Annotated in this window: 16 protein-coding genes; 4 read left to right on the forward strand and 12 right to left on the reverse strand. The window is 55.3% G+C overall.

Annotation, left to right across the window (positions count from 1 at the left end):
- The first annotated feature begins 308 nt into the window (after window positions 1-308).
- Both OSO_RS46550 and OSO_RS49080 read left to right on the forward strand, forming a co-directional pair.
- The gene (locus OSO_RS46550) at window positions 309-866 is read left to right on the forward strand and encodes an RNA polymerase sigma factor (protein WP_157605983.1); all 558 of its coding nucleotides are present in this window, start codon (window positions 309-311) and stop codon (window positions 864-866) included.
- Window positions 850-4,224, forward strand: coding sequence for a protein kinase domain-containing protein (locus OSO_RS49080; RefSeq protein WP_010587735.1), 3,375 nt, complete (start codon window positions 850-852; stop codon window positions 4,222-4,224). The genes OSO_RS46550 and OSO_RS49080 overlap by 17 nt, the downstream gene beginning before the upstream one ends.
- Before the next feature lie 67 nt (window positions 4,225-4,291).
- Here the strand turns inward: OSO_RS49080 and OSO_RS0136600 are convergent, their stop codons facing one another.
- The 11 genes from OSO_RS0136600 to OSO_RS0136670 form a co-directional block, all read right to left on the reverse strand.
- Window positions 4,292-4,525: a tetratricopeptide repeat protein gene (locus OSO_RS0136600; protein WP_010587736.1), complete on the reverse strand. Its 234-nt coding sequence runs from the start codon at window positions 4,523-4,525 to the stop codon at window positions 4,292-4,294.
- A 306-nt stretch (window positions 4,526-4,831) separates the two neighbouring features.
- Window positions 4,832-6,364, reverse strand: coding sequence for a sulfatase (locus OSO_RS0136605; protein ID WP_010587737.1), 1,533 nt, complete (start codon window positions 6,362-6,364; stop codon window positions 4,832-4,834).
- Between the two features lie 7 nt (window positions 6,365-6,371).
- Window positions 6,372-6,980 (reverse strand): GNAT family N-acetyltransferase, encoded by a 609-nt coding sequence (locus tag OSO_RS0136610; RefSeq protein WP_010587738.1) that lies wholly within the window; start codon window positions 6,978-6,980, stop codon window positions 6,372-6,374.
- Window positions 6,943-9,114, reverse strand: coding sequence for a 3-hydroxyacyl-CoA dehydrogenase NAD-binding domain-containing protein (locus OSO_RS46560; protein WP_010587739.1), 2,172 nt, complete (start codon window positions 9,112-9,114; stop codon window positions 6,943-6,945). Before OSO_RS46560 ends, OSO_RS0136610 begins: the two co-directional genes overlap by 38 nt.
- A gap of 169 nt (window positions 9,115-9,283) precedes the next feature.
- Window positions 9,284-10,972 (reverse strand): long-chain-fatty-acid--CoA ligase, encoded by a 1,689-nt coding sequence (locus OSO_RS0136620; protein ID WP_010587740.1) that lies wholly within the window; start codon window positions 10,970-10,972, stop codon window positions 9,284-9,286.
- Window positions 10,973-11,803: 831 nt separating this feature from the next.
- The gene (locus tag OSO_RS0136630; RefSeq protein WP_162130585.1) at window positions 11,804-12,979 is read right to left on the reverse strand and encodes a (Fe-S)-binding protein; all 1,176 of its coding nucleotides are present in this window, start codon (window positions 12,977-12,979) and stop codon (window positions 11,804-11,806) included.
- A gap of 173 nt (window positions 12,980-13,152) precedes the next feature.
- On the reverse strand, window positions 13,153-15,588 hold the full coding sequence (locus tag OSO_RS49085) for an FAD-linked oxidase C-terminal domain-containing protein (RefSeq protein WP_010587742.1): 2,436 nt from the start codon (window positions 15,586-15,588) through the stop codon (window positions 13,153-13,155).
- 331 nt (window positions 15,589-15,919) lie between these two features.
- Window positions 15,920-16,876, reverse strand: coding sequence for a glycoside hydrolase family 43 protein (locus OSO_RS46570; protein WP_010587743.1), 957 nt, complete (start codon window positions 16,874-16,876; stop codon window positions 15,920-15,922).
- A gap of 57 nt (window positions 16,877-16,933) precedes the next feature.
- On the reverse strand, window positions 16,934-17,947 hold the full coding sequence (locus tag OSO_RS0136650) for a class I SAM-dependent methyltransferase (RefSeq protein ID WP_010587744.1): 1,014 nt from the start codon (window positions 17,945-17,947) through the stop codon (window positions 16,934-16,936).
- A 233-nt stretch (window positions 17,948-18,180) separates the two neighbouring features.
- Window positions 18,181-18,579, reverse strand: a complete 399-nt coding sequence (locus OSO_RS0136660) for a hypothetical protein (protein WP_010587745.1) — start codon at window positions 18,577-18,579, stop codon at window positions 18,181-18,183.
- Between the two features lie 254 nt (window positions 18,580-18,833).
- Window positions 18,834-19,460, reverse strand: coding sequence for a nucleotidyltransferase domain-containing protein (locus tag OSO_RS0136670; RefSeq protein ID WP_010587746.1), 627 nt, complete (start codon window positions 19,458-19,460; stop codon window positions 18,834-18,836).
- A 217-nt stretch (window positions 19,461-19,677) separates the two neighbouring features.
- On the opposite strand from OSO_RS0136670, the gene OSO_RS0136675 reads away from it, so the two are divergent.
- A complete protein-coding gene (locus OSO_RS0136675) occupies window positions 19,678-20,289 on the forward strand; it encodes a hypothetical protein (protein ID WP_010587747.1) in 612 nt (203 codons plus the stop codon).
- A gap of 153 nt (window positions 20,290-20,442) precedes the next feature.
- The gene (locus tag OSO_RS0136680; RefSeq protein WP_010587748.1) at window positions 20,443-21,417 is read left to right on the forward strand and encodes a C-terminal binding protein; all 975 of its coding nucleotides are present in this window, start codon (window positions 20,443-20,445) and stop codon (window positions 21,415-21,417) included.
- Window positions 21,418-21,451: 34 nt separating this feature from the next.
- Here the strand turns inward: OSO_RS0136680 and OSO_RS0136685 are convergent, their stop codons facing one another.
- Window positions 21,452-22,852 (reverse strand): APC family permease, encoded by a 1,401-nt coding sequence (locus OSO_RS0136685; protein ID WP_010587749.1) that lies wholly within the window; start codon window positions 22,850-22,852, stop codon window positions 21,452-21,454.
- Window positions 22,853-23,052 lie beyond the last annotated feature (200 nt).

Genomic DNA, 23,052 nt, shown 5'->3' on the forward strand with positions numbered 1-23,052 from the left:
TTGCGACATGGCTCTTCGAGAACCATGAATTATTAAGAATATGTTAGGTTTGTGGTCTGCCGAGTGAAGTGCGCAGTTCCACTTTGACACCCAGCTATATGCTGTGTAATGATCACTGTTCCCATCCTGCGTATCCCTGATCCGACAATCGAGATATCGGTGATATGATCCCGAATGATGTCTTTGCGGTAACTAATGCTGGTGAAAACGCTTCGTTACCTGATCCCCCGTTGGACACGAGTTCGGAAGATCTTCTTCGGCAATTCGCAGCGGCGCGCGCTGGATCTTCGGCGGCGAGAGGGGAGCTTTTGGAAACGTGCAGAAACTATCTGCTTCTGATTGCCAACGTCGCCATCAAGCACGGTCTGCGGGCGAAAATCGGCGCGAGCGATCTGGTGCAAGAGACGTTCGTGACGGCCCATCAGCAGTATCACCGGTTCGAAGGAGAATCAATCCAAGAGCTATTGCGGTGGCTGTCGCAAATCCTGGAGTTTCGGATTGGAAACACGCTTCGATACTATTATTCTGCCGCCCGCCGTAACGTTGGTCGCGAAATTGATCTGCAGCAGCTTCGTGAATGCTTGGGAAGCGACAGTCAGATTGATGGGGATTTTCCGAATCGATGCGGCGCGACATTGAGCGCCGAGGTCGGTGCGAACGAAGACCGGGCTCGATTTCAGCTGGCTTTGCTGTCACTGATGGAAGATCAACAAGAAGTGATTCGATTGAGGATTGATGACGATCTGACCTTCGAGGAAATCGGACGACGAATGAACCGCTCCGCTGACGCTGCGAGGAAGCTGTTTACTCGTGCAGTCTCGCGACTCCAGTCGACATGCGGTGAAAGTTATGACCGAGGAGAATGACGAATCTGGAATTGCCGATGGATTTCCCCAGTCGGAACGGGTGCTCGCGCTGATTCTCGAACTGGATGCATCGCTACACGAAGGTCGGATCGCAAATCTGCCGGCCGAACGACTCAGTGAGCTTACGCCCGACGAATGCAGGCAGCTCGAACACGCTCGGCAGCAACTGCATTCTCTTTACAACGCGTCACGTTCTCGGCGTGCGCGGGGTCGCCGCTTGGATCGTGCGGCGGTTCATAATTCGCCCTTGACGCTTCCGCTTGATGAAAGCGAGTTCGGCGTCAACGATGCACTCAAGAAGTTTCTGGGTATTGAGGGGGCCCGATTCGGTCGATTCGAGATTCTGCGTGAGCTGGGAATTGGCGGCCATGGCGTGGTGTTCCTAGCGCGCGATCCGGTCCTCGATCGGCTGGTGGCTCTCAAGGTTCCCAAGCCCGACGTCTTAATCAATCCGCCACTGCGAAGGCGATTTCTGGCCGAGGGGCGAGCAGCAGGGATTCTGACCCATCCCAATATTGTCACCGTTTTCGAGTCGAACGAAGTCGGGTCGATTTGCTACTTGGCACAAGACTACATTCCCGGTCCCACACTGGCGCAGTGGCAGGACGATCATCCGGGGCCGGCGGCTCCCCGTGTTGCGGCCCTCTTTTTTCTGCAGCTTGCCGACGCCGTTTCGTTTGCACACAGCAATCAGATTCTTCATCGAGATATCAAGCCGGCGAACATTCTGCTTGCACCACCGCCGAACGTCGAGCCGAACCTGAGCTTGGAGAAATTCTCACCCAAATTGGCCGACTTTGGGATGGCAAAGATGAAGCAGATTGCTCCCGACGATTCGACTCGTTCGGGCGCGATTCTCGGGACACCTGCCTACATGTCTCCCGAGCAGGCTGCGGGGCATATTCACCTGGTCAACGAAACGTCGGATATCTACAGCCTGGGTGCCGTCCTCTATGAGTTGTTGACGCATGTCCGTGCATCCAAGGGGCACAGCGCATTCGAAACTCTGCATCGGGTCATTGACGGCCGCCTGCAGTCCCCACGACAGTTGATTCGCGGGTTTCCTCGCGATCTTGATGCGATTTGTATGAAGTGCCTTAGTCGCGAACAGTCCGATCGATATCCCACGGCCCAGGCACTCGCGGATGATCTCAGGCGATTTAGTGAAGGGCGTCCCGTTCTGGTGCGACCACAGTCGACGTTGGTCACGCTAGCCCGGTGGGGGCGTCGCAATCCGATCGCCGCATTACAGACAACGTTTGTGGCATGCTCAGTCTTGATCATGCTGATTGGCTCGCTGTGGTATAACGCGAGGCTGCAGCGAACATTGGACATTGTGCGGCAGCACGAGCGAGATCTACAGATCCGCACCGATTCGCTGCGTCGTCGTGTCTACGCCGACGATTTGAGACAGGCGGCCGATGCCTGGGAAGGGGCGAATCTGGTCGAAACGCGCGAACGTCTTGAGGCCTGTATTCCAAAACCAGGGGAAACGGACCTGAGGTCATTTCCCTGGTGGACGTTGTTAAGAGAGTCGGAAAATACCTCACGTGTGATTGGCTCGCTAGCCGTTGGCAGCACGACGGCTCCAATGGTGATCGACGCCGAGAGGATGATCCTGTACTGCGGGGAAGCAGACGGGGTGATTCGCGCTCGATTGTTGCCAGATGGCAAGCTGTTGTACGAACTGCGAGGTCATGCCGCCGGACAGATCAATGCCATGCAACTTGCGCTGGTGAACAAAACCCTGCGATTGGTTTCTGCAGGCGATGACGGCACGATCCGAATCTGGGATTTGAACGACCGTCGCGAAATTCGACCTCCCTCAATTCAAGAGGGACGCGCGACGGCGGTGCGCGTCATTGGCAAAGAGGGCGAAGCGATTGCCTCTGGTTCGGATGAAGGTCTGATTCGGATTTGGAACACGGGCACCGGGCAACTCGAACGACAACTCACGGGCCATCACGATGTGGTTCGATCGTTTGACGAACATGCTGAAACTGGAGTGCTGTTTTCAACGGCGCAGGACGAAACTGTTCGTGTCTGGGATTGGCGACAGGGCCGTCCTGACGCGCGTTTGGAGGATGGTTGTCTTGCGCTGCCCGATGGCGCAAGTTGGGGGCGAGTCCTCGCCCTGTCACCGGATGGTACAAAATTGGCCGTGGGGTTTCGTAGTGGGAAGTACGCTCAGTGGGATGTCGCCCAAGACAGTTCTCATTTTGGTGAAGTCATTGAAGATCAGCAGTTTTTCGGAGGGATTCGCGCCCTTGGGTGGGTCAATAATGCCACCCTTGCTCTTGGTGCGGCGGACTCGCGGTTGATCGTACGTCGTATGAAACCCGCGAAGGCCGCGGTAAATAAAATCTTGCTGGGGCATACAGATTGGATTTTGTCACTGGCGATTCATCCCCAAACAGGTGAAATCATCACCGCTTCGAAGGATGGCACCCTTCGGTTTTGGTCTTCAAACGCGATCTATGGCCAGTTTCGAAATACGAGCGAAGAATTTGAACGAAAAGCGCCTCCCTATTGGTCGGGCCCTTACCTGACGATTACTCTTAACAACGAAGTGAGCGTATACGAAATACCCCAAGGTCGTTTGGTCTCTCATTTCCACTCACAAAATCCCCTAATTGGTACTTGTGCGATGACATCGCCCGATGGGCGATATTTTTTCACATCAGAGATCATTGCCGAGAAATATTACTTCTCGGCATTTGAGTGTCAGACGGGTCAGCGTCGATGGAAGCTTTCGTTGGGCGGCGAGTTCGGAGATGAAGTTACCAGTGCGGGGGCCTGGGCCGACGACGGACATTTGCTGTTGCTTAGTGTCAAAGAGTATGTCTTGGGGGTGGATGCTGAAACGGGGGTCACGAAGTTTCTTGCGAAGCATCCTCGTCCGGTGAATGAAATTGGCATGATTCCTGGTTCATCGCGTTTCATCTCGCTTTGCATGGATGGGCGAATTCGATTTTGGGATAGCCAAAGCGGAGAGCAGCTTGAAGATCGTCCTGGACATCAGAATTCGGCACAGCGATTGTCGATCTCCATCGACGGGAAAATCTTTGCGACGTCCGGTGAGGATTTATTTGTTCGAATCTGGAGCACTGACGATGGTCAACAACTGGCTGCATTCACCGTGGACGTTGATCTGGATTCGATCGATCTCGTCGACGAAGGTCGGACATTGATTACGCTTGGATCAAATGGAATGCGGTTCTGGAGCGTGCCTGATCGAATCGAAACGGCACGCTGGAAATCCTCGGGCGTGTTCGTCAATACAAGAATGAGTCCCGACCGTCAGACGATCGTTCTTCAGAACGCCTTGGGGCTCAGGCTGATTCGTGGTGTCCCCTGAGGAAACCCTCGTCCCGTTGGGTACGCAGAATGACGAGTCACGCCGTGCTCGAGTGCTCCAGATTCTCTTAGAGCTTTTTCAGCAACGTGCGAGCTTCCTTGGCCGCGTCGGACTTTCCATAGAGTTCTACGACCTCTTGAAGTCTGCGGCGTGCGATCTCGGGTTTTCCTTTTTCGATGAACAACTTCGCCATTTCAAGCTGGCTGTCTGCCAGCCTGTCCAATCGTTCAATCGCTTCATCGACTAACTGCTTCTGTTGCTCGACTGACAATGTCGGAACCGGTGCGGATTTTTCTGTCATGGCGGTCAAATCAAGATCCTTGTCCGAAATCTGGTCACCTTGCGGCAGCGTCGACTGTCACACGAAGATCGGTCGAACGCGGTTGGGGCTTGCTGGCGGAAACGAGTCGCCACAAATCTTCCAACATTGCTCTAGATTGCCTAAGCGGATCAGAAAGTCAGAATCCGAACTCGTGATGGCAAATTCGGATTTTTTCTTTCAAGACTCTGGTCCGCATGTGTCCGTTGTCGAAAACTCAGACTGCCCGGACGTTCGCGGATCGTCGATCCGAGTGGCGCATTCAGAATCTTTTGGCGTACCGTCGCGTCAGGGGCTAGCCTGTCGCAGCTGGGCGGACAAGTCTGCAACGATCGCGGCATATTGAGGGTCATTTGCCAGATTTCGCATCTCCTGTTGGTCGGTGTCATGATCGTAGAGTTCGATCCCTTGGCGACCTTCGTTCCATTCCGTGTAACGCCAGCGTTCCGTTCTCAGGCTCCGGCCGGTGATTTGTTTTTCACCCCTTCCGCGTGCGATCTGGGTGCGTGCGGGCTTGGTCCAACTCGCATCAGGCATTTCAAGAAGCGATTTCAGGCTCAGTCCTTCCGTTGTCGCGTCAGCCGACAAGTTACAAAGATCGGCGAGTGTTCGGTGAAGATCAACCAATTCGACGACGCGCTGGCAGACGGCTCCCTTCGTGGTCATTCCAGGCACGCTGACGATCAACGGGACTCGAGCCGACTCTTCAAATAGTGTCATTTTCTGCCACAACCGCTTTTCGCCCAGGTGATAACCGTGGTCGCTGTGGAACACAACGATTGTCTTATCGGCCAGCTTCAGTCGTTCCAGTGCCTCCATCAGCCGACCCACTTGAGAATCCATAAACGTGGTCGATGCCTGATACGCCTGAATCGCTTGGCGCCGTAAATCATCGCTCATTGCCTCTTCTTCAGGGCGGATGGTTGCAAGGGCTGCGGCAGGGAATCGCTCACGCAGATCTTCAGGAGATTTGGGAAGTGGAATTGTCTCGAGAGGGTAATGCTCGAAATATTTCTTCGGTGCAACATACGGTGTGTGTGGACGGTAAAAGCCAACCGCCAGATAGAACGGCTGATCGCGATGTGATTCCAGCAAACGAATGGCTTCTGTCGCCCCAATTCCGTCGGTCTGCTCCGTATCGTCACCGTCAGAAGCCAGCCAGCTCAGGACTGCACCGAAGCGTCCGGAGCCTTGTCCATTGGGGTTTAGTGTGAAGATCTGATTCTCGTCATCCTTGTCTCGTCCACGCGGATTGTAGACGTGCTCCCACGAGGCGGGATCGTCCAGGCCATCGGTGCCAATCTGACCTGGCACACCATAGTGATACAGCTTCCCCACACGTGCGACGAAATATCCTGCATTTCGGAATGTTTGCGGCAAGCTGACTGCATTTGGCACGTGCTGTCGAAATTGCGTTTGATTCTCGAGGACCTTCGTCGTATCCGGGCGCAATCCAGTCATGAATGATGCTCGCGATGGATTGCAGAGTGGGTATTGACAGTAAGCCCGATCAAATCGCACCCCGCGACGTGCCAGGCGGTCAATGTTCGGTGACTTCACGTTCTGGTCGCCATAGCAACCAAGCCGGGCGGCCAAATCATCCGAGACAATATGCAGCACATTCATTCGGGCCGGCTCGGCGGCGCCTGCTGCCGAAATCAAAGCGGTGACTTCCAGAAGCAGCCCCGCGATGGCTGGCCAGCAGATGCCGCATGACAAACTGAGGCCACGGCCTGATGCTCGTCGCGGGGCTGCAATCTCTGTCACAAATCGTCGTGACTTCGTAACCATTTTGAAGAACTTTCCGTATCGAAATGGCATGAACAGTTCAAGGTAAGGAGGCGGCTTTGAGCAATGCGTCACCACTCAACCGATACTTGGTCCAATCATCGAGAGGATGTGCACCGAGCGATTGGTAGAAGCCAATCGCCTGCTGGTTCCAGTCCAGAACAGCCCATTCCATTCGGCCGCAGTGGCGTGCGACGGACAATCGCGCTACAGACAGAAGCAGTGCGCGTCCCAATCCTCGGCCGCGGAACGCGGGCTGTATGTAAAGGTCTTCCAGATAAAGACCCGGACGGCACTGAAAGGTCGAATAGTTCGTATAGAACAAGGCGAAACCGACCGGATCGCCGTCTGCTTCGGCGATCAAGGCTTCGATGCAGGGAGTCGGGCCGAACAGATGTTCGCGCAAACGATCTGGGTCCAGCGTCACTGTGTGACTCAAATGCTCAAAGTCGGCTAATTCAAACAAGAACTGAATCAGCTTCGGCACATCTTCAATCGTCGCAGTTCGGATCATTGCGACAGTGTGCGCGCTGAACTGATCCGCGCCAAGTATTTCTGAAGAGTACGTCGCTTCCGATCGCAAATCTTTGATTGGATACGTGATCTCAATTTCACGCAGAATGCCCGACGTGCGGCCGACCATCGGCATGGGTTAGAAGCCATGTCGATGGTCTGAAACGCGAACCTAATGCGGTCTGATAATAGTTCAGCTTGCAGACCAGCTCTTCTCGCTGGTCCTGCGCAAACGTCAACGGCCCTCCTGTGAAAGGGGCAAAGCCTGTTCCGAGAACCATTGCCAGGTCGATCATCCACGCTTCGGTCACGACGCCTTCTTCCAGGCACTTAGCCGCTTCGTTGATCAGTCGTAGCGTCAATCGATCGCGGATTTCAACGTCGAGAATCAGGCTTTCTGATCTTCCCACTCGGACTGCTGTCGTACGGTGTCCACCCGGCTTATTGTAGTTGTAAAAGCCTCGTCCCGATTTTCGACCAAGCTGTCCTTCGTTCACCATTTCCTGAAGGCAGCTTGTCACCGGGCCGTGCTCATGGTCGACGGGCAGTGAGATTGCCACATCGGCAGCCACATCGATTCCGATGTGGTCCAGCAGTTCGAGCGGTCCTGTGGGCATGCCGAAGCGGACCATCGCTCGATCAATGGATTCCGCAGACGCGCCTTCCTGTTGCAGACGAATCGCTTCCTCGAAATAGGGGAACAAAATCCGATTGACAACGAATCCAGGGTGGTCAGACGCCACAACAGGGACTTTGCCAAGCTTTTTGACAAACTCCACAAGCAGGGCCACATCAGAGTCCTGTGATTCGGGTGTCCGGACGATTTCGATCAAAGGCATGCGGTGGACGGGATTGAAAAAGTGGAGTCCCAACACACGTTTAGGATCGGGCAGTGCGGTCGCAATTTTCTGGATCGAAAGGGCCGAGGTATTCGAGGTGAAGATTGCGTGCGCAGGGCAGTAGAGGTCCAATTCGCGAAAGACAGACTGTTTGACATCCAGCTTCTCGGTGACGGCTTCGATGACCAGATCGACGCGTGAAAATTCGCGCCAGTCCGTTGTAATTTGAATTGTGCTGAACCAGCGAGATGCGTCTGATGCAGAGATGGCCCGATTGTGAACAGATTCGTCAAAGAGGTCACGGATTCGACACTGGCTAGCGTCAAGCAGGTTAGCGCTGACTTCTTTCAAGATGACGTCGAATCCTTGGATCGACGCCCAGTGAGCGATACTGGCTCCCATGGCACCGCCCCCCACGACACCGACTGTCTTAATGCGGCGTGAGGGAGATTTTGACTTGGGAACCCATGTTTCGGGCTTTCGCGCACATTCACGCAGGAAGAAAAGTCTCAATAAATTTCGGTGTGTGTCGGTCATCATCAGACGCGAAAATTCATGACGCTCTGTTTCGAATCCGTGCTCGGATGAACCGCGCAGCCCGGCTTGAACGGCCTTCAGAATCGAACGCAGCGCGGGGTAATGCTTGGCCTTGGATGCAATCGATTTCTGAGCAAACCACAACGAGAGTTTCTGGCCCGCCGATGTTTGATCGCAGAATCCCTTCCAGATTCTCTGCGGCGAAATGACCTGGAAGAATCGTTCTGCAAAGCTGGCCGCCAGTACCTGGGGGTGACCTGGACTGGGACTTTGTGATGAGTCCAATAGGCGAACGAGTGTATTGTCGACGTCGGTGGGTGGGCAGATCGCGTCGGCGAGACCTATTCTGACTGCGTCAGGGGCGTTGACTTTTTTTCCCGTGAGCAGTATCGGCAATGCGGCAGTCAACCCCACGCGCCGAGGCAGCCGCTGCGTGCCACCCCATCCCGGAAGCAGCCCCACTTCGACCTCTGGGAATCCCAGTCTAGTTCGCGGATCGTCGACGACCACCCGGTAGCGGCATGCGAGGGCGAATTCCAAACCGCCACCTAGGCAAACGCCTTGAATGACGGCGATTGTTGGAACTGACAAATTTTCGAGCCGGCCGAACAATTCTTGTACCGATTGGCAGATATGTTCGGCGATTTCTGGGCCGTTCAATGATTCAATGACCCGTAGATCTGCACCCGCCAGGAAGCCACTTTCTTTGCCACTCCGGAAGACGACCGCTGTGACCGAACCATCCAATTCGATGGCTCGAATCAGTCCGTCGAGATCACGCAGCACACTCTCGTTGAACACGTTTATTGGCTGATCGGCGACATTCAGAATCGCGGTCATCAGACCACGTTCGTCGCGATGCACGTCGAAGTTCGTCAAATGCAGATCGCTCATGGTTCGATCCGATCTCCTTGAGCCGAACGAGTCGCTCGCATGGGGCCGACCATCGGCTTCCGGTGACTCGTTCGGCTGAGTTTCTCTGTCGTTAGTTCTAGCCGTCGTTTGTTCTAGTTACCTGGCTGGCGCATTCCCCCAGTCCGATGTCGGATGTGTGAAGCGTCTTTCAAGACGTCTCACGCAATTTTCGGCGTAGGACCTTTCCGAGGAAATTGCGTGGCAAGTCACCTTCGACCAACTCGATGATCTTTGGCACCTTGTGGTGTGCCAGGTTTTCTTTGATAAACGCCTCGAAGCGATGGAGGTGAAACTTGGACTTGTCGTTCACCGCGACAATGGCTTTCACGATTTCCCCTCGTTGCGGATCGGTGACACCAATGACTGCGGCGTCTTTGACCTCGGGAAACTTTTTCAACACAAACTCCACATCTGTGGGGTAAACGTTGAACCCGCTCGTAATGATCAAATCTTTCTTGCGGTCGACGATCTTGAAGAATCCCTCGTCGTCTTGCGTCGCCAGGTCGCCGGTGTAGAGCCACCCGTCGCGCAGGATCTGTTCTGTGGCGGCCGGGTTGTTCCAATAGCCGAGCATCACTTGTGGTCCTCGAATGATCAGTTCTCCGACCTCGCCTGGCTCCAATATTTCGGCACCTGTTTCTGCGTCGACGATCAGCGCTTCCGTATCAGGCAGCGGCAGTCCGATCGTTCCGATGCGTGCGGTTCCATCCAACGGTCCGGCGTGTGTGACGGGACTGCATTCCGACAGTCCGAATCCTTCAACGACCTTCGCCCCGGTGTGTTCCGCGAACTCGGTGGCTGTTTCTTCCATGAGCGGTGCGCCGCCTGAAATCACCCACATCAGCGAACCCAGTTCGCGTTTGCGTTTCGCCGTCTTGAGATGTTGATTCATGACATGCAGCATCGCGGGCACCGTCGGAAAGACCGTCGGGCGTGACGACTCGATCAAGTCCAGCGTCAGTTCTGGATAGAAGCGATGATGCAGAACAAGTGTCGCCGCCATCGCGATTCCGTTCGTGACGCATGTCGACAAACCATAGCTGTGGAAGAATGGGATCACGGCCAGGAACGTATCCCGTCCAGTCCGATTTCCACACCAGGCTTTCAGTTGAAGTGCGTTTGCCATCAAGTTGGCATGAGACAGCGTGACCGCTTTAGCGCGGCCCGTCGTTCCCCCCGTTGGGAGAATGTATGCCGGATCGTGCGAGTTCGTCTCCACTGGGGTTTCGATGGGGCCGGTATGCGAGACGGAATGCAGGAATTCGCTCGACGGGACTCCAAAACTCAATCCATTCGCTTTCAGCGATGCGATCTTGTACAGCAGCTTTTGAAGTCGCGGCAGACGTGGCGCGATTGAGCAGGTCAACAACCGTTCGGGTCGATGACGGCCGTGGGTCACCAGATGGGCCAAGAGATCGAGCGTGACAACCAACTTGCAATCGGTGGCTTCGAGCAGATCGTCCAGTTCGACGGCCGCGCCCATCGGGCTGAGCGACACCACGAGTCCCCCCGCCATCCAGATGCCGTAAGCGGCGATCAGATATTCGGGAACGTTGGGAAGGAGGATTCCAACGCGGTCACCTGGTTTGACGCCCAGCGATTGAAACAATGCTGCCGCGCGGCGAACTTTGTCGTAGAGTTCTTCGTAGGTGATCTGTTCGTTGAAATAGCGAATGGCGATGCGTCGAGGAAACTGATTTGCCGATTCCTCAAGCAGCGACCACACTGGTCGATCTGGATATTCCAGATGTGTCGGCGTGCAAGCTGGATAGTGGCTCAGCCAGGCAGCCGTCGTGCTCTCACCCGTAAACCCTTTCGCATTGAATGCAATGGACATGATCTCTCTCCTCGAAGTGGCGTCATCGGTTGCATCATCTCGCCTGTAAAACAAAACATCATGAACGGAAAAATCACTTTTTCTGTCACGGCCTATGTGCGAAAACCGTTCCATTGTTCGTCATGGACAAAATGACGAGGGCATGGGGTGGCTTTGTTTTGCCATAGCGGAAATCAATGGCGATGAATCGCATGACGAACTCCGACAATAGCGCGAACGATCAAGTCCCACATCGGGTGACGACAATTCGAGGCGTATTTGTCGGTTGGGATGAGGCGAAGAGCGGGACCACGAGAGATGGTCGGGGGCTTCGGATCAGGCCAATCCGGCTTAATATTGCTTCATGACGGTTGTCATGAAGCCTCATCGAAAGTATCGGTCAGTTCTGAGCCGATTCAAGGCGCGATTCACACAATTCCACGATGATTTCATCCTTTATTATCAGGATGTTTGAAAAAAACTCTTTTGCCGCGAACAGGCGTACAATACGAACGAGACAGTTTGTGATCAAAAGGATTTCCGATGATTCACCATGATGATTCGGAGATTCCGATTTATTGGTTCTGTGAAGTTACTAACGCTGAAAGACGTCAAAAAGATCAAATCTGCCAGCGATTTTACGCTTGCCGTGGAACTCGAGCCGCTTAAAGCGAATCCTGATGACCGGATAAAGGACAATCGGATTGTGGCGAGTTGCGATGCTCGCGATGGCGATCGATTGAATCTCGGTCTGGTCTCTTTCATCCAGCCGAACGTCCCCACCGGAACCGGGGTGGCCTACGAAACACCACGCTACGATTCATTCCATGTGGTGAATGAATCGCAGCCGTTTCAATTTGAGGATCGAACAGAGAACTGCGGCCCCGGATCCAAAAGTTGGATCACATGCTTGACGCTGTACGGACGCTGTACGAGCCCTCCCGTGCGGGCAGAGTTCCATTGCATCATGCAGACATGATTCGAAGTGGCCAGGATGACGGGATCGCCCGCGGCGTCATTCAAGAACGCCGATTTCCGCGTGAGGATCTCGCGTGCGTTTTCCGGCTTCTGAATATTGTAGACCCCGCCGGAGCCACAGCAGTCGCGTGCCTGAGGGGCGAGGCTCCAATCGTATCCGGTCGCATTCAGTACGTTGGCGGGGATGCCGGGCGCCTTCTGGCCATGTACCAGGTGGCACGGCAAATCAACGTAGACGCGTGCGCTGTCGTCGCGACGAGCACGTGCCACGGGTCCGATCTCGCCCAGGAACCCCAAGACATCGCGGACTTGGTGTTGTCCCTGCAACGCTTTTCCTAGTGCCAGTCCACAACCTGACGAATTGCTGACCACGGCGTCGACCTGCAACGATCCAAACGCCTGGCGATTTTGCGTACGGAGCGCGTCGACTCCGTCGAGTCCAGTGTGTTCTTGGAATGCGCCGCAACAACCTTGATCGGGGGGAATCAGGACCTGGACATTGTTTTCGATCAGGACCCGGATCGTGGCAAAGTTGATTTCGCGGAAGACCGATTCCATCAGGCAGCCTGTCAGGAACGCAACGCGCGGTCCTGTCGGCCGATGTTGGTCCATCAGCCGCTTCGCGTACGCGGCTGTCGATTCAAGAACTGCCGGCTGACCCTGGAATAGAAATCGGTGTCTGACTAGCCCAACGGCGCGCAGCAGGCGCGCAGGCAGCATGACAAAATTGAACAGAGCTGGGCGGGTTGCCAACGCTGCCGCCAGTCGGAGGCTAAGTGGTGGTCGTGATCGATGTGTTGCAACATGCTGATGGCGGATCTGTTCGAAGATTTCTCCATACGGTACGTTCGCCGGGCAGGCGGATTCACACGCCAGACAGCCGACACACTCGGACGTATAGAAATCGGTCCACGGGTCTTGTGCCAGCTTCCCTTCCGCCTCTTCGCGCCACAGCCGCAATCGTCCCCGAGGTGAATTGTTCTCGTCGCCGGTCAGTTTGTATGTCGGACAGACTTCCAGGCAAAAGCCGCAGTGCACGCAACTTGCCAAGAGATCTGATTCGTGCGAAGGAATGAGTCCTGCGGCGTTCGTCATATCCTGACAAGAAGTGGCAGGCGACGTCTCGTTGCATGGTTTGGTTGGAGGCATGTTTTGAAGGTCCGATTTCGTGCCGCTGTTGGGCACGCTAAGTTCGATGTGAAGGACGCACTGATCAATTCAAATCATCGGTTGATCGCCAGCAGGTCAGCCGCGTGTTCAAAGGCCGTGATCCATTGCGTTTCCTGCGTAGAAGGGGGCAGGTCCGGCAGATGCCGTGAGTGCCAATCGCCGCCGACTGTCATCAGATGCTCGCCGTGTGCATTGATCAACGTGCGGATGCGATTGTCGCGATCTGCTGAATCGTCGAGAAAACCGTGGACCACACCGTTGTAGCACAGGGCTACGCAGCGGACGCCAGACTTGGCGATTTCGCGTGCCAATGGAATGACGTGTTCCGTCGCCGTTTTGAACGCGAAATCAGGCAGTCCATCGGTTGGTGGAATCGCATTGCGTTCCATGTCGATCGAAAGGGTATGTGACTGTGCGAATTCCGTCAGATAGCGTTCAGCGACAGGGCTTTCGTCGATAGGACCGTTCACGACGATTCGAATCATCGCCGAGCTGGCGTCTTGATCTGAAATGAAGTCAATCGAGTCGAACCAATGCATCCAGCACGTTCTTAACACGTCTGGAATCGCTTTGGAGACTCGCTCGACAGATCCTTTCAGTACGACGATCGTGGTTGGTCCACAATCGGGCCGAAGCCTCAGGACATAGTCAATCGGATGACCAAACCGATCGCCACTCGCCAACAGGAATCGGAACAGATCGTAACCGGTAGTCGTTTTGACAACGCGTTCGCCCACGCGAATCGTGCGCCCGTTCGGCAACTTCCAGTTCATGCCCACGATGTTGTCACAGAATGCGCCGAACCGGGACGATGCTGGCGCGAACCCGGTCGCGTTGACCTGAACGCGAAGTGTGGCGGTTCGGTCAATCAGAAGCGGGAAACGCAACTTGTGAGCCGCGGCGCTGGCTTCGACGTCGGTCGCAGTCGACTCTGCCGACAAGCAGAGCACTCCATCGATGGGATCAAGGAACGGTTCGAAATATCGTTCGACGGCTGTTGTCGAAGCGATCACGGATTGACCCGTTTCATGAACCGACGGAACCCGCTTCTTGTCATCCGGGGTGACGCCGTTTTGCGTCGCGCCGTTTAGACCTTCAAATCGTCGTTCGGCAAAGACCTTCAGTGGGTTCAGCTGGTGATGGGGATTAAAGACGGCCGGGACGGCTAATTGGAGTCGCAAGGCGTCGGTGCCGAAGACGAGCGGCATGTAGGCGGACTTGTCATTTCCAATGCCATGTTCGCCAGAGAGGGTTCCACCGACATCGACAACCCGTTGCATCAGCCGCTTACCGATATGCTCAACTTTCTCGAGTTCCCCTGGGTTGCGCGAATCGAATAGAAAGTTGGGGTGCAGGTTTCCGTCACCGGCATGAAACACATTCACCGCGCGAATTCCCGCGGCGTCGGCCTCGTCATAGACCAGCTGGAGAAGTTCGGCCAATGCCCTTTTAGGGATCACAGCGTCTTGCACCATAAAATCGGCGCTGAGTTGTCCCATCAACCCTCCCGCCGCTTTGCGAGCTTTCCACAGCTTCTTGCGCTGCTCGTCATCGTCGCTGAACACGACATCGCGTGACCCGGCTGAACGCAAGATGTCGGCGACGGCCTCAACGCGTGCATCGACAAGAGCGGGGGGACCGTCAATTTCGGTCAGCAACATGAATGAATCTTTGGGCAGGCCTGCTGCCATCGGACTATTCTCGACCATGGCGACGCAGCGTGGGTCCATCAACTCAATGGCGACCGGAAAGGACGAATGCGTGACGAGGGCATGAATCGCTTTCTCGGCAGTGATCAGGTCTGAATAGGTTGCACGAAACGTCCAGACCTTTTCCGGACGAGGTAACAGCCGCAGCCAGAACCGTGTGAACGCGCCCAGGGTCCCTTCCGAGCCGACCATGAACCGCTTCCAATCCTCGCGCCATGGACCACGACCGCCGGCGGGCCCGCCAAAGCGATGGACGCTTCCGTCCAGCAGCACCGCCTCGACACCCAGGACATAATTGCTTGTCACGCCGTAACGAAAACAGTGTGCTCCCCCTGCATTCATGGCGATGTTACCGCCCAGCGTACAGACCGGACCGCTGGAGGGGTCGGGAGGATAAAACACGCCGTGCGGAGCCAGAATCTCATCGAGTCGGTTCAGTGTGACACCGCACTCGACCTCGCACCAGAACCCTTCGACATCGATCTTGCGAACGTTGCGTAGTGCGGAGGTGTGGACGATGACGCCGCCTTGTGCCGCGACGGGACCGCCTGACAACGAGGTGCCTGCGCCCCGCACGCAAATGGGAACTCCAAGCTGCTTGGCACTCTGTAGCACCCGGATCATTTCATCGGCGTCAGAGGGAATCACCACCGCATCGGGCCGGAATGTTTTGTAGCCCAGTCCATCGGCGTCGTAACCCGCAAGTTGAGCGGGGGCCGTCAGAACACGTCCGCGAACCACCGATTGCTTGAGGAGGCCTTCGAGACGATTGGTCGCCATGTGAGCTTCTTTTTTGTGCGCTATGGGGATCGAGTTCGACGTTTGGAATGCGGGGCGACGAGGGGGCTGGCGGAGCAGGAACGTGCCAGGCAAACGACCGGTGTGGTGTTTGCCCTCGAAGCGTCTACTTTAACGGCGAAAAGCGATCCGCGAAACGCCACGGCGACTTCGCAGGCGAGTCTCGAAATGAGGCAAGGGGCGTCTTATTGTCCCGAAGCGAACGGAAAGTGACAATTCGACGAGGGAGCAGCTTCGATTTGTGCCAGACGGTGAACCGGTACGCCGCCCGATCGCTTGCTGGCTCGACTGGCAGCAGGGCACAGACACCGACTCATTTTTTCAGTTTGAGCAGCTTCTCGAAGATCTCGGAATTGACCGTCAGCGCTGTTCCATGACGCACTCCTTTGGGCATCTTGAGCGTGTCAGTAATGTCGGTCCACTGCACACCGTCTTTGCTTTCCGCTGCGCCGAAATGGCCGTCACGATAGCAGTCGAAGTACAAACGCCAGACATTGCCCGTTTTCAGCACGGTTGGTCCTTCTACCCAATCACGAGTCAGAATCGGTGGTCCGGGGACAGACCAGGGTTTTCCGATTCCAGCAGAGGTCACCGCATGAAGCCGTTTGTGCCCCGGGCGTTCGTCCTTGTAGATCATTGTCAGCCCACCGTTCATGGCGACGATGGTGCCATCGATACTGTTGTATCCGGGGTTGAATGCAATTGTCGGGGCAGAGAATGTGACGAAGTCTTTTGTGAGCAGCCAGTATAACCGATGATTGTGATCGCCGTCCTGGTCTGTCTCTGGAAATTTTCCGGGAATCGTTGTCGCAAGTGTCACCACGAATTGCTGATTCTCTGCATCATAGAACAGGTCTGGCGCCCAATTGTTTTTGGCGCTTGGCGTGTCGTGTGTGACGGGAATGAAGCGATGTTCGCCCCATTGAATTAAGTCCTGAGATGACGCATAGCCGAATCCCATGTCCCACCAGCCGCTGGACCAGACCATGTGGAACCGTCCGTCTGGACCTTGCACGATCGACGGATCTCGCATCAATTTGCCGCCGACTGTGGGAGTTGTGAGCGACTTGTCGTCGTTAATCGGTTCCCAGACGAGACCATCACAGCTCGACGCCAGATGCAATCCGTCTTCACCATTTCCGTGGAAGTAGCTGAAGACGTAACAATCGCCTGTAGCGTCGTCACAATGAGCGGCCTGCTGAGAACACATCAGTGCAGGCAGAGCCACGAAGAACAGAAACAAATCGCGATGGTATTGATATGCTCTCATGGAATTTCAATTTTCGATCAGGAGATGTGTTTTCGTGAAAGCGAGTCCAAGTCGAGGTTACGATTTGATCGAGACAACAGCCTGTTGATTCGTGGGAAGTAGTGCATGGAATTCGTTCTTGGTGAAACCGGCGCGGGTGAAAATCTGATCGTATTCAGCAAATGTATACGCATCTCCACGCGCGGTCGTGGCGAGCATCGTCAATGCGAAAGGAGCTGTCGCCGGAGGGCTGATGCGATCGGCGTTCGGGATGAACTCCAGCGTTAAAGCGCGTCCACCTGACTTCAACGCTCGATGCGTTTTTTCGGCAATCTGTTGGCAGGTTGGTTCGTCGAAATGGTGCAGGAAGTTCGTCAACAGCACGATGTCGTAGGAATGCCCCCAGTCGAGTTCGAACGCGCTGCCCGCAAGCAGGTGATGTCGATTGCCTACGCCAGCACGCCGCGCATTCTCGGTCGCAACTTCCAGAACATTGGGCCAATCCAGCGCCGTGACGTTCGCTTGGACAAACCGCTGAGCAACGGTGATTCCAAACAGGCCATGTCCCGCGGCGACATCGAGCACTTTGAGCGGTTGCTGAGCGTCGGCCACGATCAGATTCGCCAGAAGTTGAGCCGGCATGTGCATGACCGGGCCCATTGCGCGGGCGAATGCGACCCAGACGGGGTTGTTGTGCGATACTGTTCCCTCATCTGAGATCGCGGTGCCACCCTGTCTGACCGCCTGGGTCAATTGCGTAAACGCACCACGGATGTCGGGTGTCAACAAGAATTCAAGAGCGCCACCCAGGTAGGCAGGCGATGCGCGATTGAGGAAGATCGCGGAATCCTCAGTCAGTTCATAGAGATCGGACTCCTTTCGAAGAAAACCGATGATGGACAGGCTGTCGGCAAGGATACGAATACCCCGCGGGGAGGCCTTGCATGCCGTGGCGATTTCATCTGCTGTTTTCCCCCCACTGACCACGGCCGAGAACAGATCGAGTTCGATCGCGGTACGCAGGACTTCCGTCCGCTGGTATGCGTTGACCGTGTCAAAAAAAAGAGCGGGTGAAGGTCCGTGGGCGGCCATGGATGATCCTGCAGGTGGGCGAACTCGGCGGGATGGAAACGACATTGCCGTTTCACTGATGATTATTCTGATCGCCGCTCTCAATGGTCAACGTCACCTGTCACAATCTTCAGATCGCGGCCGGAAATTCTGGGGGAGTTCACGGTTCGATCAACGTCGAATCGCCTCAATAGCCAAAGTGGCCAGTCAAAATTGCCGGGTGGTCCGACAAAATGACGTACCTTCACGGTGCATTAGGGTTCAGGGTGAGTTTTGGTTGATTGTGATTTTAGGTCGCCGGAGTTGTCCTCGTCATCATCCTCGATTGCAAAGGTGTGCAATAGCCGATGGATTAGTGGAGCCAGGATGACGGCCATCATCGTCAGAAACGCGATGCCGCTATACAGGGCGTAGAATGTCGAGAAGAGCTTTCCGACAGTCGAGGGCATCTGATCAACGGGCCCCATCCCTGTCAAAATCATGGCGGCGTTAAGCAGCGCATCGACCCAGGTCAGGCCACCGAAAACATGGTATCCGACCGTTCCGATTAACAGCGAAGGCGCCACAATCAACATTGTGACACCCAGGCTGCGGGCCATGCGTAGTAAAAATTGGCTTTGCGACAGCACGGGTTCAAACTTCGTTTCAAACATCGAGTGACGTACTCCGAAATCATGCGCGATTCATTCCCGTCACCCGCAGAAGCACGAACTGTTGAGTGTGCGGCCGAGTTGGCGACACGTTGTTATACACGGACGTCGCGCGAATGAAATGAAGTGGTGTTGTCTGTCTGAGATGTGAGGTGGCGAGTGGGCGGTCGCACCGACTCGTTGATGTCACAGTCGAGCGGGCGTCTGGCTTGTCGTGTTCGCGGAATCTCATTTGCGGCTCGTGAGCGTCGATCATTTCAAAGCCGATCAAGCCAGGGATGTGCCGGAGTTGTGATTCTCAGTGCCTCCCTCAACCAGTTCAACGGAGTTTGATCCAGTGTCCCAACCGCACGCGCGAAATCGTGATCGTTTCTCGGGGCGAGGTGGTCCTTCGATTTGTAAAGAAGAACAATTTCCGGGGCGAGAATTGGGATGCCCAATTTCGAGTTGATAAATGTTTGATCTAACGGAAGCCGTACTTTGGAGCAGCGGCGGTAGACGAACTCCCCGTTCTCCGATTCATTGAGAAGCAGTTCGACGAATGGTGGAGTCGCACTTTCCTTCGTGCACCAAATGCAATGAATTGGCAGAGCGAGCGTTTGATTGGCGATGCAGGGAGTGAGGTTTCCCTGATGGGCCGTTGCTGTGCTCCAGCCAGCGGCAATGAACTGAGACAGCACGGCAGACTGATCTTTTCTGAGGATGGCGAAGTCGACATCCGTGTGGAATCGGCTGACAGAGTTCATCCAAAGGTCAATCGCCCAGCCACCGCAAATCCCCCACGGACAAGTCAATTCTTGGAAGTTTTTAACAGCCTGGCGGGGCACATCGAAACTGGTGGTCTTGTCTATTTCTTCCGAATGGCTCGTTGGAAAGAAATCCATGTTGGATGGGCCAGGGAGTCATTTCAGTGATGAAAGTTGTATTTTAGGTGGCTGTGGATCGGAAAGAAAAGAGTCGTTTCTTTTCGTGTGGCGGGGCAACGAATGGAGGTCGATTCGACAAACCGCTGGTCGTCGCGAGTCGTGGGGTTTATAATCGAGCGGGCAACTTACGTTGCGGGCCAAATGCGTTCAGGATTGGGACCGAAGGAGATACGCGATGCAGACCCTGCTGATCGTTTTGGCAATGTTCACTCAGGCCGAAGTCGGTCTACCTCCCGCGCCAGCACCCGAATTGCCGCCAGTTCCGGCTGTCCAATCGGTCGAGGAAATGCGAGCGTGGCTGCTCTCGCGATTGATCGTCGATATGTCCTTCGACGCGCAGAAATCGCTTGAGGTCAAGCAATTGATGGAGACCATGAACGAGCCTCAAATGCGGGCACTCATTGCTGCCTACAAGGAACAGGTTCAAAGAAACCGAGCTGGGGCGAACGATCCGCTTTCGTCGCGGTCGCCATTGTATTCGCCGGCAGAGCAGCAGTTGCTGGATCAGGCAAAACTCGACCGACAACAGGCCGAGGCCTATCGTGACCACCTGAAGCGCGAATATGATCGCCAATTGCTCCAGGGACAAATGACGCAGAATCTGGTCTATCAGAACATCGTTAACAATCAGCGCGCGATGTTTCAGGCCTATGGCCCATTCATGTCCGGTTCGTATGCCTACGGACCTCTGGGTTATGGCGGACTCGGCTACGGTGTGGTGAACTACGGTGGGTTTGGCTATGGCGCGCCGGGCTTTGGTGGCCCGACTTTCTACGGACTTCCGTGACTGCCGCTGGGCATCAAGTCAGAGTTCGACATCGCTGTCGATTCGCCGCAGAAGTGCAACCAGGTTCGAGCTGGCCTTGCACTTTTGGCATTTGAGTTACGGTGAAGCTCGTCGGACTGCTTCTGTGTGTGCTCCGCGAGCGAGAAAAGGGTGATGATGGCTGTGCGTTTTCGTGTGCTAATGACAGATCGAGCATGGCCCGATACTGAGATTGAACGTGAGATTCTGCAGGCGGTAGACGCGGAACTCGTTGAACCGACCGCTACCGACGAAGCGACACTCGTGCAGATCGCGCGAGACGTCGATGCGATTGCGACCAATTGGGCCAAGGTGACGCCCGCGGTGATTCAAAGTTGTCGTCGCTGCCGCGTCATTGCACGGCTGGGAATCGGTCTGGACAACATCTCGATTGAGACCGCGACCCAGCGAGGAATACCCGTCACGAATTGTCCCGACTATTGCGTATCCGAAGTTTCTGATCATGCGTTGGGGCTGCTGCTGGCATGTGCCCGACAGATTGCATTCTTTCATTTGCGCACCAAACGCGGCGAGTACGATTTGAGTGCTGCAAGGGGGCTTCGCCGACTGAGCGAATTGACCGTGGGGATGATTGGATTCGGTCATATCGCCCGGGAACTCCTGCCAAAGCTCAAGGCACTTGGGCTGAATGTGATGGCGCATACACCTTCCGGGGCTGACCACGGGACGGGATGCCAAATGGTCTCGTTGGACGAATTGCTCGCACAAAGCGACTTTGTCTCGCTCCATGCGCCGCTTAGCTCAGCCACGCACCACCTGATCAACGCGTCCCGGCTTCAACAGATGAAGCCGACTGCCTATCTGATCAACACTTCGCGAGGAGGGTTGATCGACCCGGTGGCCCTGTGGGATGCATTGCAGAGCGGAAATCTGGCCGGTGCGGCGCTCGACGTTTTTGAACCGGAGCCCCCCGATTTAAGCTTGCCGCTCTACCGTGACGAGCGTGTGATTGTGACACCGCACGCGGCATTTGTTTCCGAGGAGTCGATTCACCAGCTTCGCCAACAGGCGATGAAACAAATCGTCCAGGGTCTGCTCGACGAGCGGCCGGACAATCTGGTCAATCCAGATTGCTGGAAGAATCGATAATCCTCGGCATGTTGATAGGGCGCGCCGACATTAATCAAGCCGCGTCGGGTTGAGGTTTTGCGACAAATAGATAGTAGACGACAACGCCGCTGAGCAAGACCGCCGCCACCGCCCACAGCAACTCCAGGCGAGTTCCCAGGACGAAAAGCCAGCCGACAAGTGCGATCAGGCTTGGGATGGGATAGAACCACATTCGGAACGGCAGGACAATGTCGGGACGGGTTGTTCGCAGCATGTGCAATCCGACAATTTGTGCGACAAACTGCACGAGAATGCGGACCGTGACCGCCGTTTCGATGACCGTACTCAGCTCGAGATAGCAAAATACCGCCGTTAGGGCGCCTAAAGTCCACAATGAGATGGCCGGGTATTTCTGAGTCGGGTGAACGCGAGCGAAGATCGGCAAGAAGTCGCCATTTGCGGCCGCCGCGAATGGGATCCGTGAATAGCCGAGGGTAATCGAAAACATTGACGCGATCACCGTCCAAAGGATGACGCCGATGAAGATCACGGCAACGCGGCGGCCGTATAACGTTTCCATGAACAAGCCGGCAATCTGCTTCGATTCCATCGCCTCTTGCCAAGGCACGACGGCAATAATCGAAATGTTCATAAACAAGTACAACACGGCGACGACAATGACTGACGTAATGACGGCCCGAGGGATTGTGCGGCCAGGATTGCGAACTTCATCGCCCAGATTGCAAATGTTGTAATAGCCCAGATAGTCGTAGATGGCGATCAGCATCGCCGCTCCCAGCCCGCTCACCCACTCCTTGTTGATCTTGAAGGCGTCGGGCGGCAGCGTCAGCAAAGATGCGTCGAAGTGCGTCAGGCCAGAGATGATGACCGTAAAAACGGCGACCAGTGTTCCCGCACACAGGACTATTCCAAACCAGCCCACAATTTCGATTCGGCGGGAAAGCAACCAGGTGACGATCAAGCAGCAACCTGCGGCGAGCGTGTTCATCCCGCCGGGGATATGCCACTCTTTGAGAAGCAGTGGCAATCCGGGCCAGATATATTCCACGTAGGGTGCTGCACCGATGTATCCCGACGCGATTTCCATCGTCCCGCTGACGAGAAACTGCCATACATAAAGGAATGGCAGCATGCGCAGCCATCGCACTTTGTGTTTGCCGAAGATCTCGCGCAGAAAGTGATATGTGCCGCCACTACCCGGCAGTGCCGCGCCCAGTTCGCTCCAAACCAATCCGTCACAGATGACAAGGATGGCTGCAATCACCCACGCCACCAATGCCTGTGGACCATGCATTGCCGCCAGGAATCCGGGAATCGTAATGAAGGGGCCGATGCCGACCATGTTGGCAATGTTGAGCGCGATGGACTGCGGCAAACCCAGGCCACGAACGAGAGTTGTATTTGCGGAGGAATCTGTCGGTGCAATGGATCCTTCCGAGTTGGGATTGTTCAAAGCGCGTTGCTTCCGGCAAAAGGGGCGAGTTCTAGTTGATTCATGTGGATGGATGACGGCCATCGAATTGAAGCTTCGAGGGGCCACAGAGTACCCGATCGAGGACAATTGATGAACGCCGTGGGCTCAACTTGCATGAAACCGAAGTGATTTCTGGCCGTTGACCGAACGTGATTGAATGAGCTGTGAATTCGAGTTTT

This window comes from Schlesneria paludicola DSM 18645 (assembly GCF_000255655.1).
Classification (GTDB): domain Bacteria; phylum Planctomycetota; class Planctomycetia; order Planctomycetales; family Planctomycetaceae; genus Schlesneria; species Schlesneria paludicola.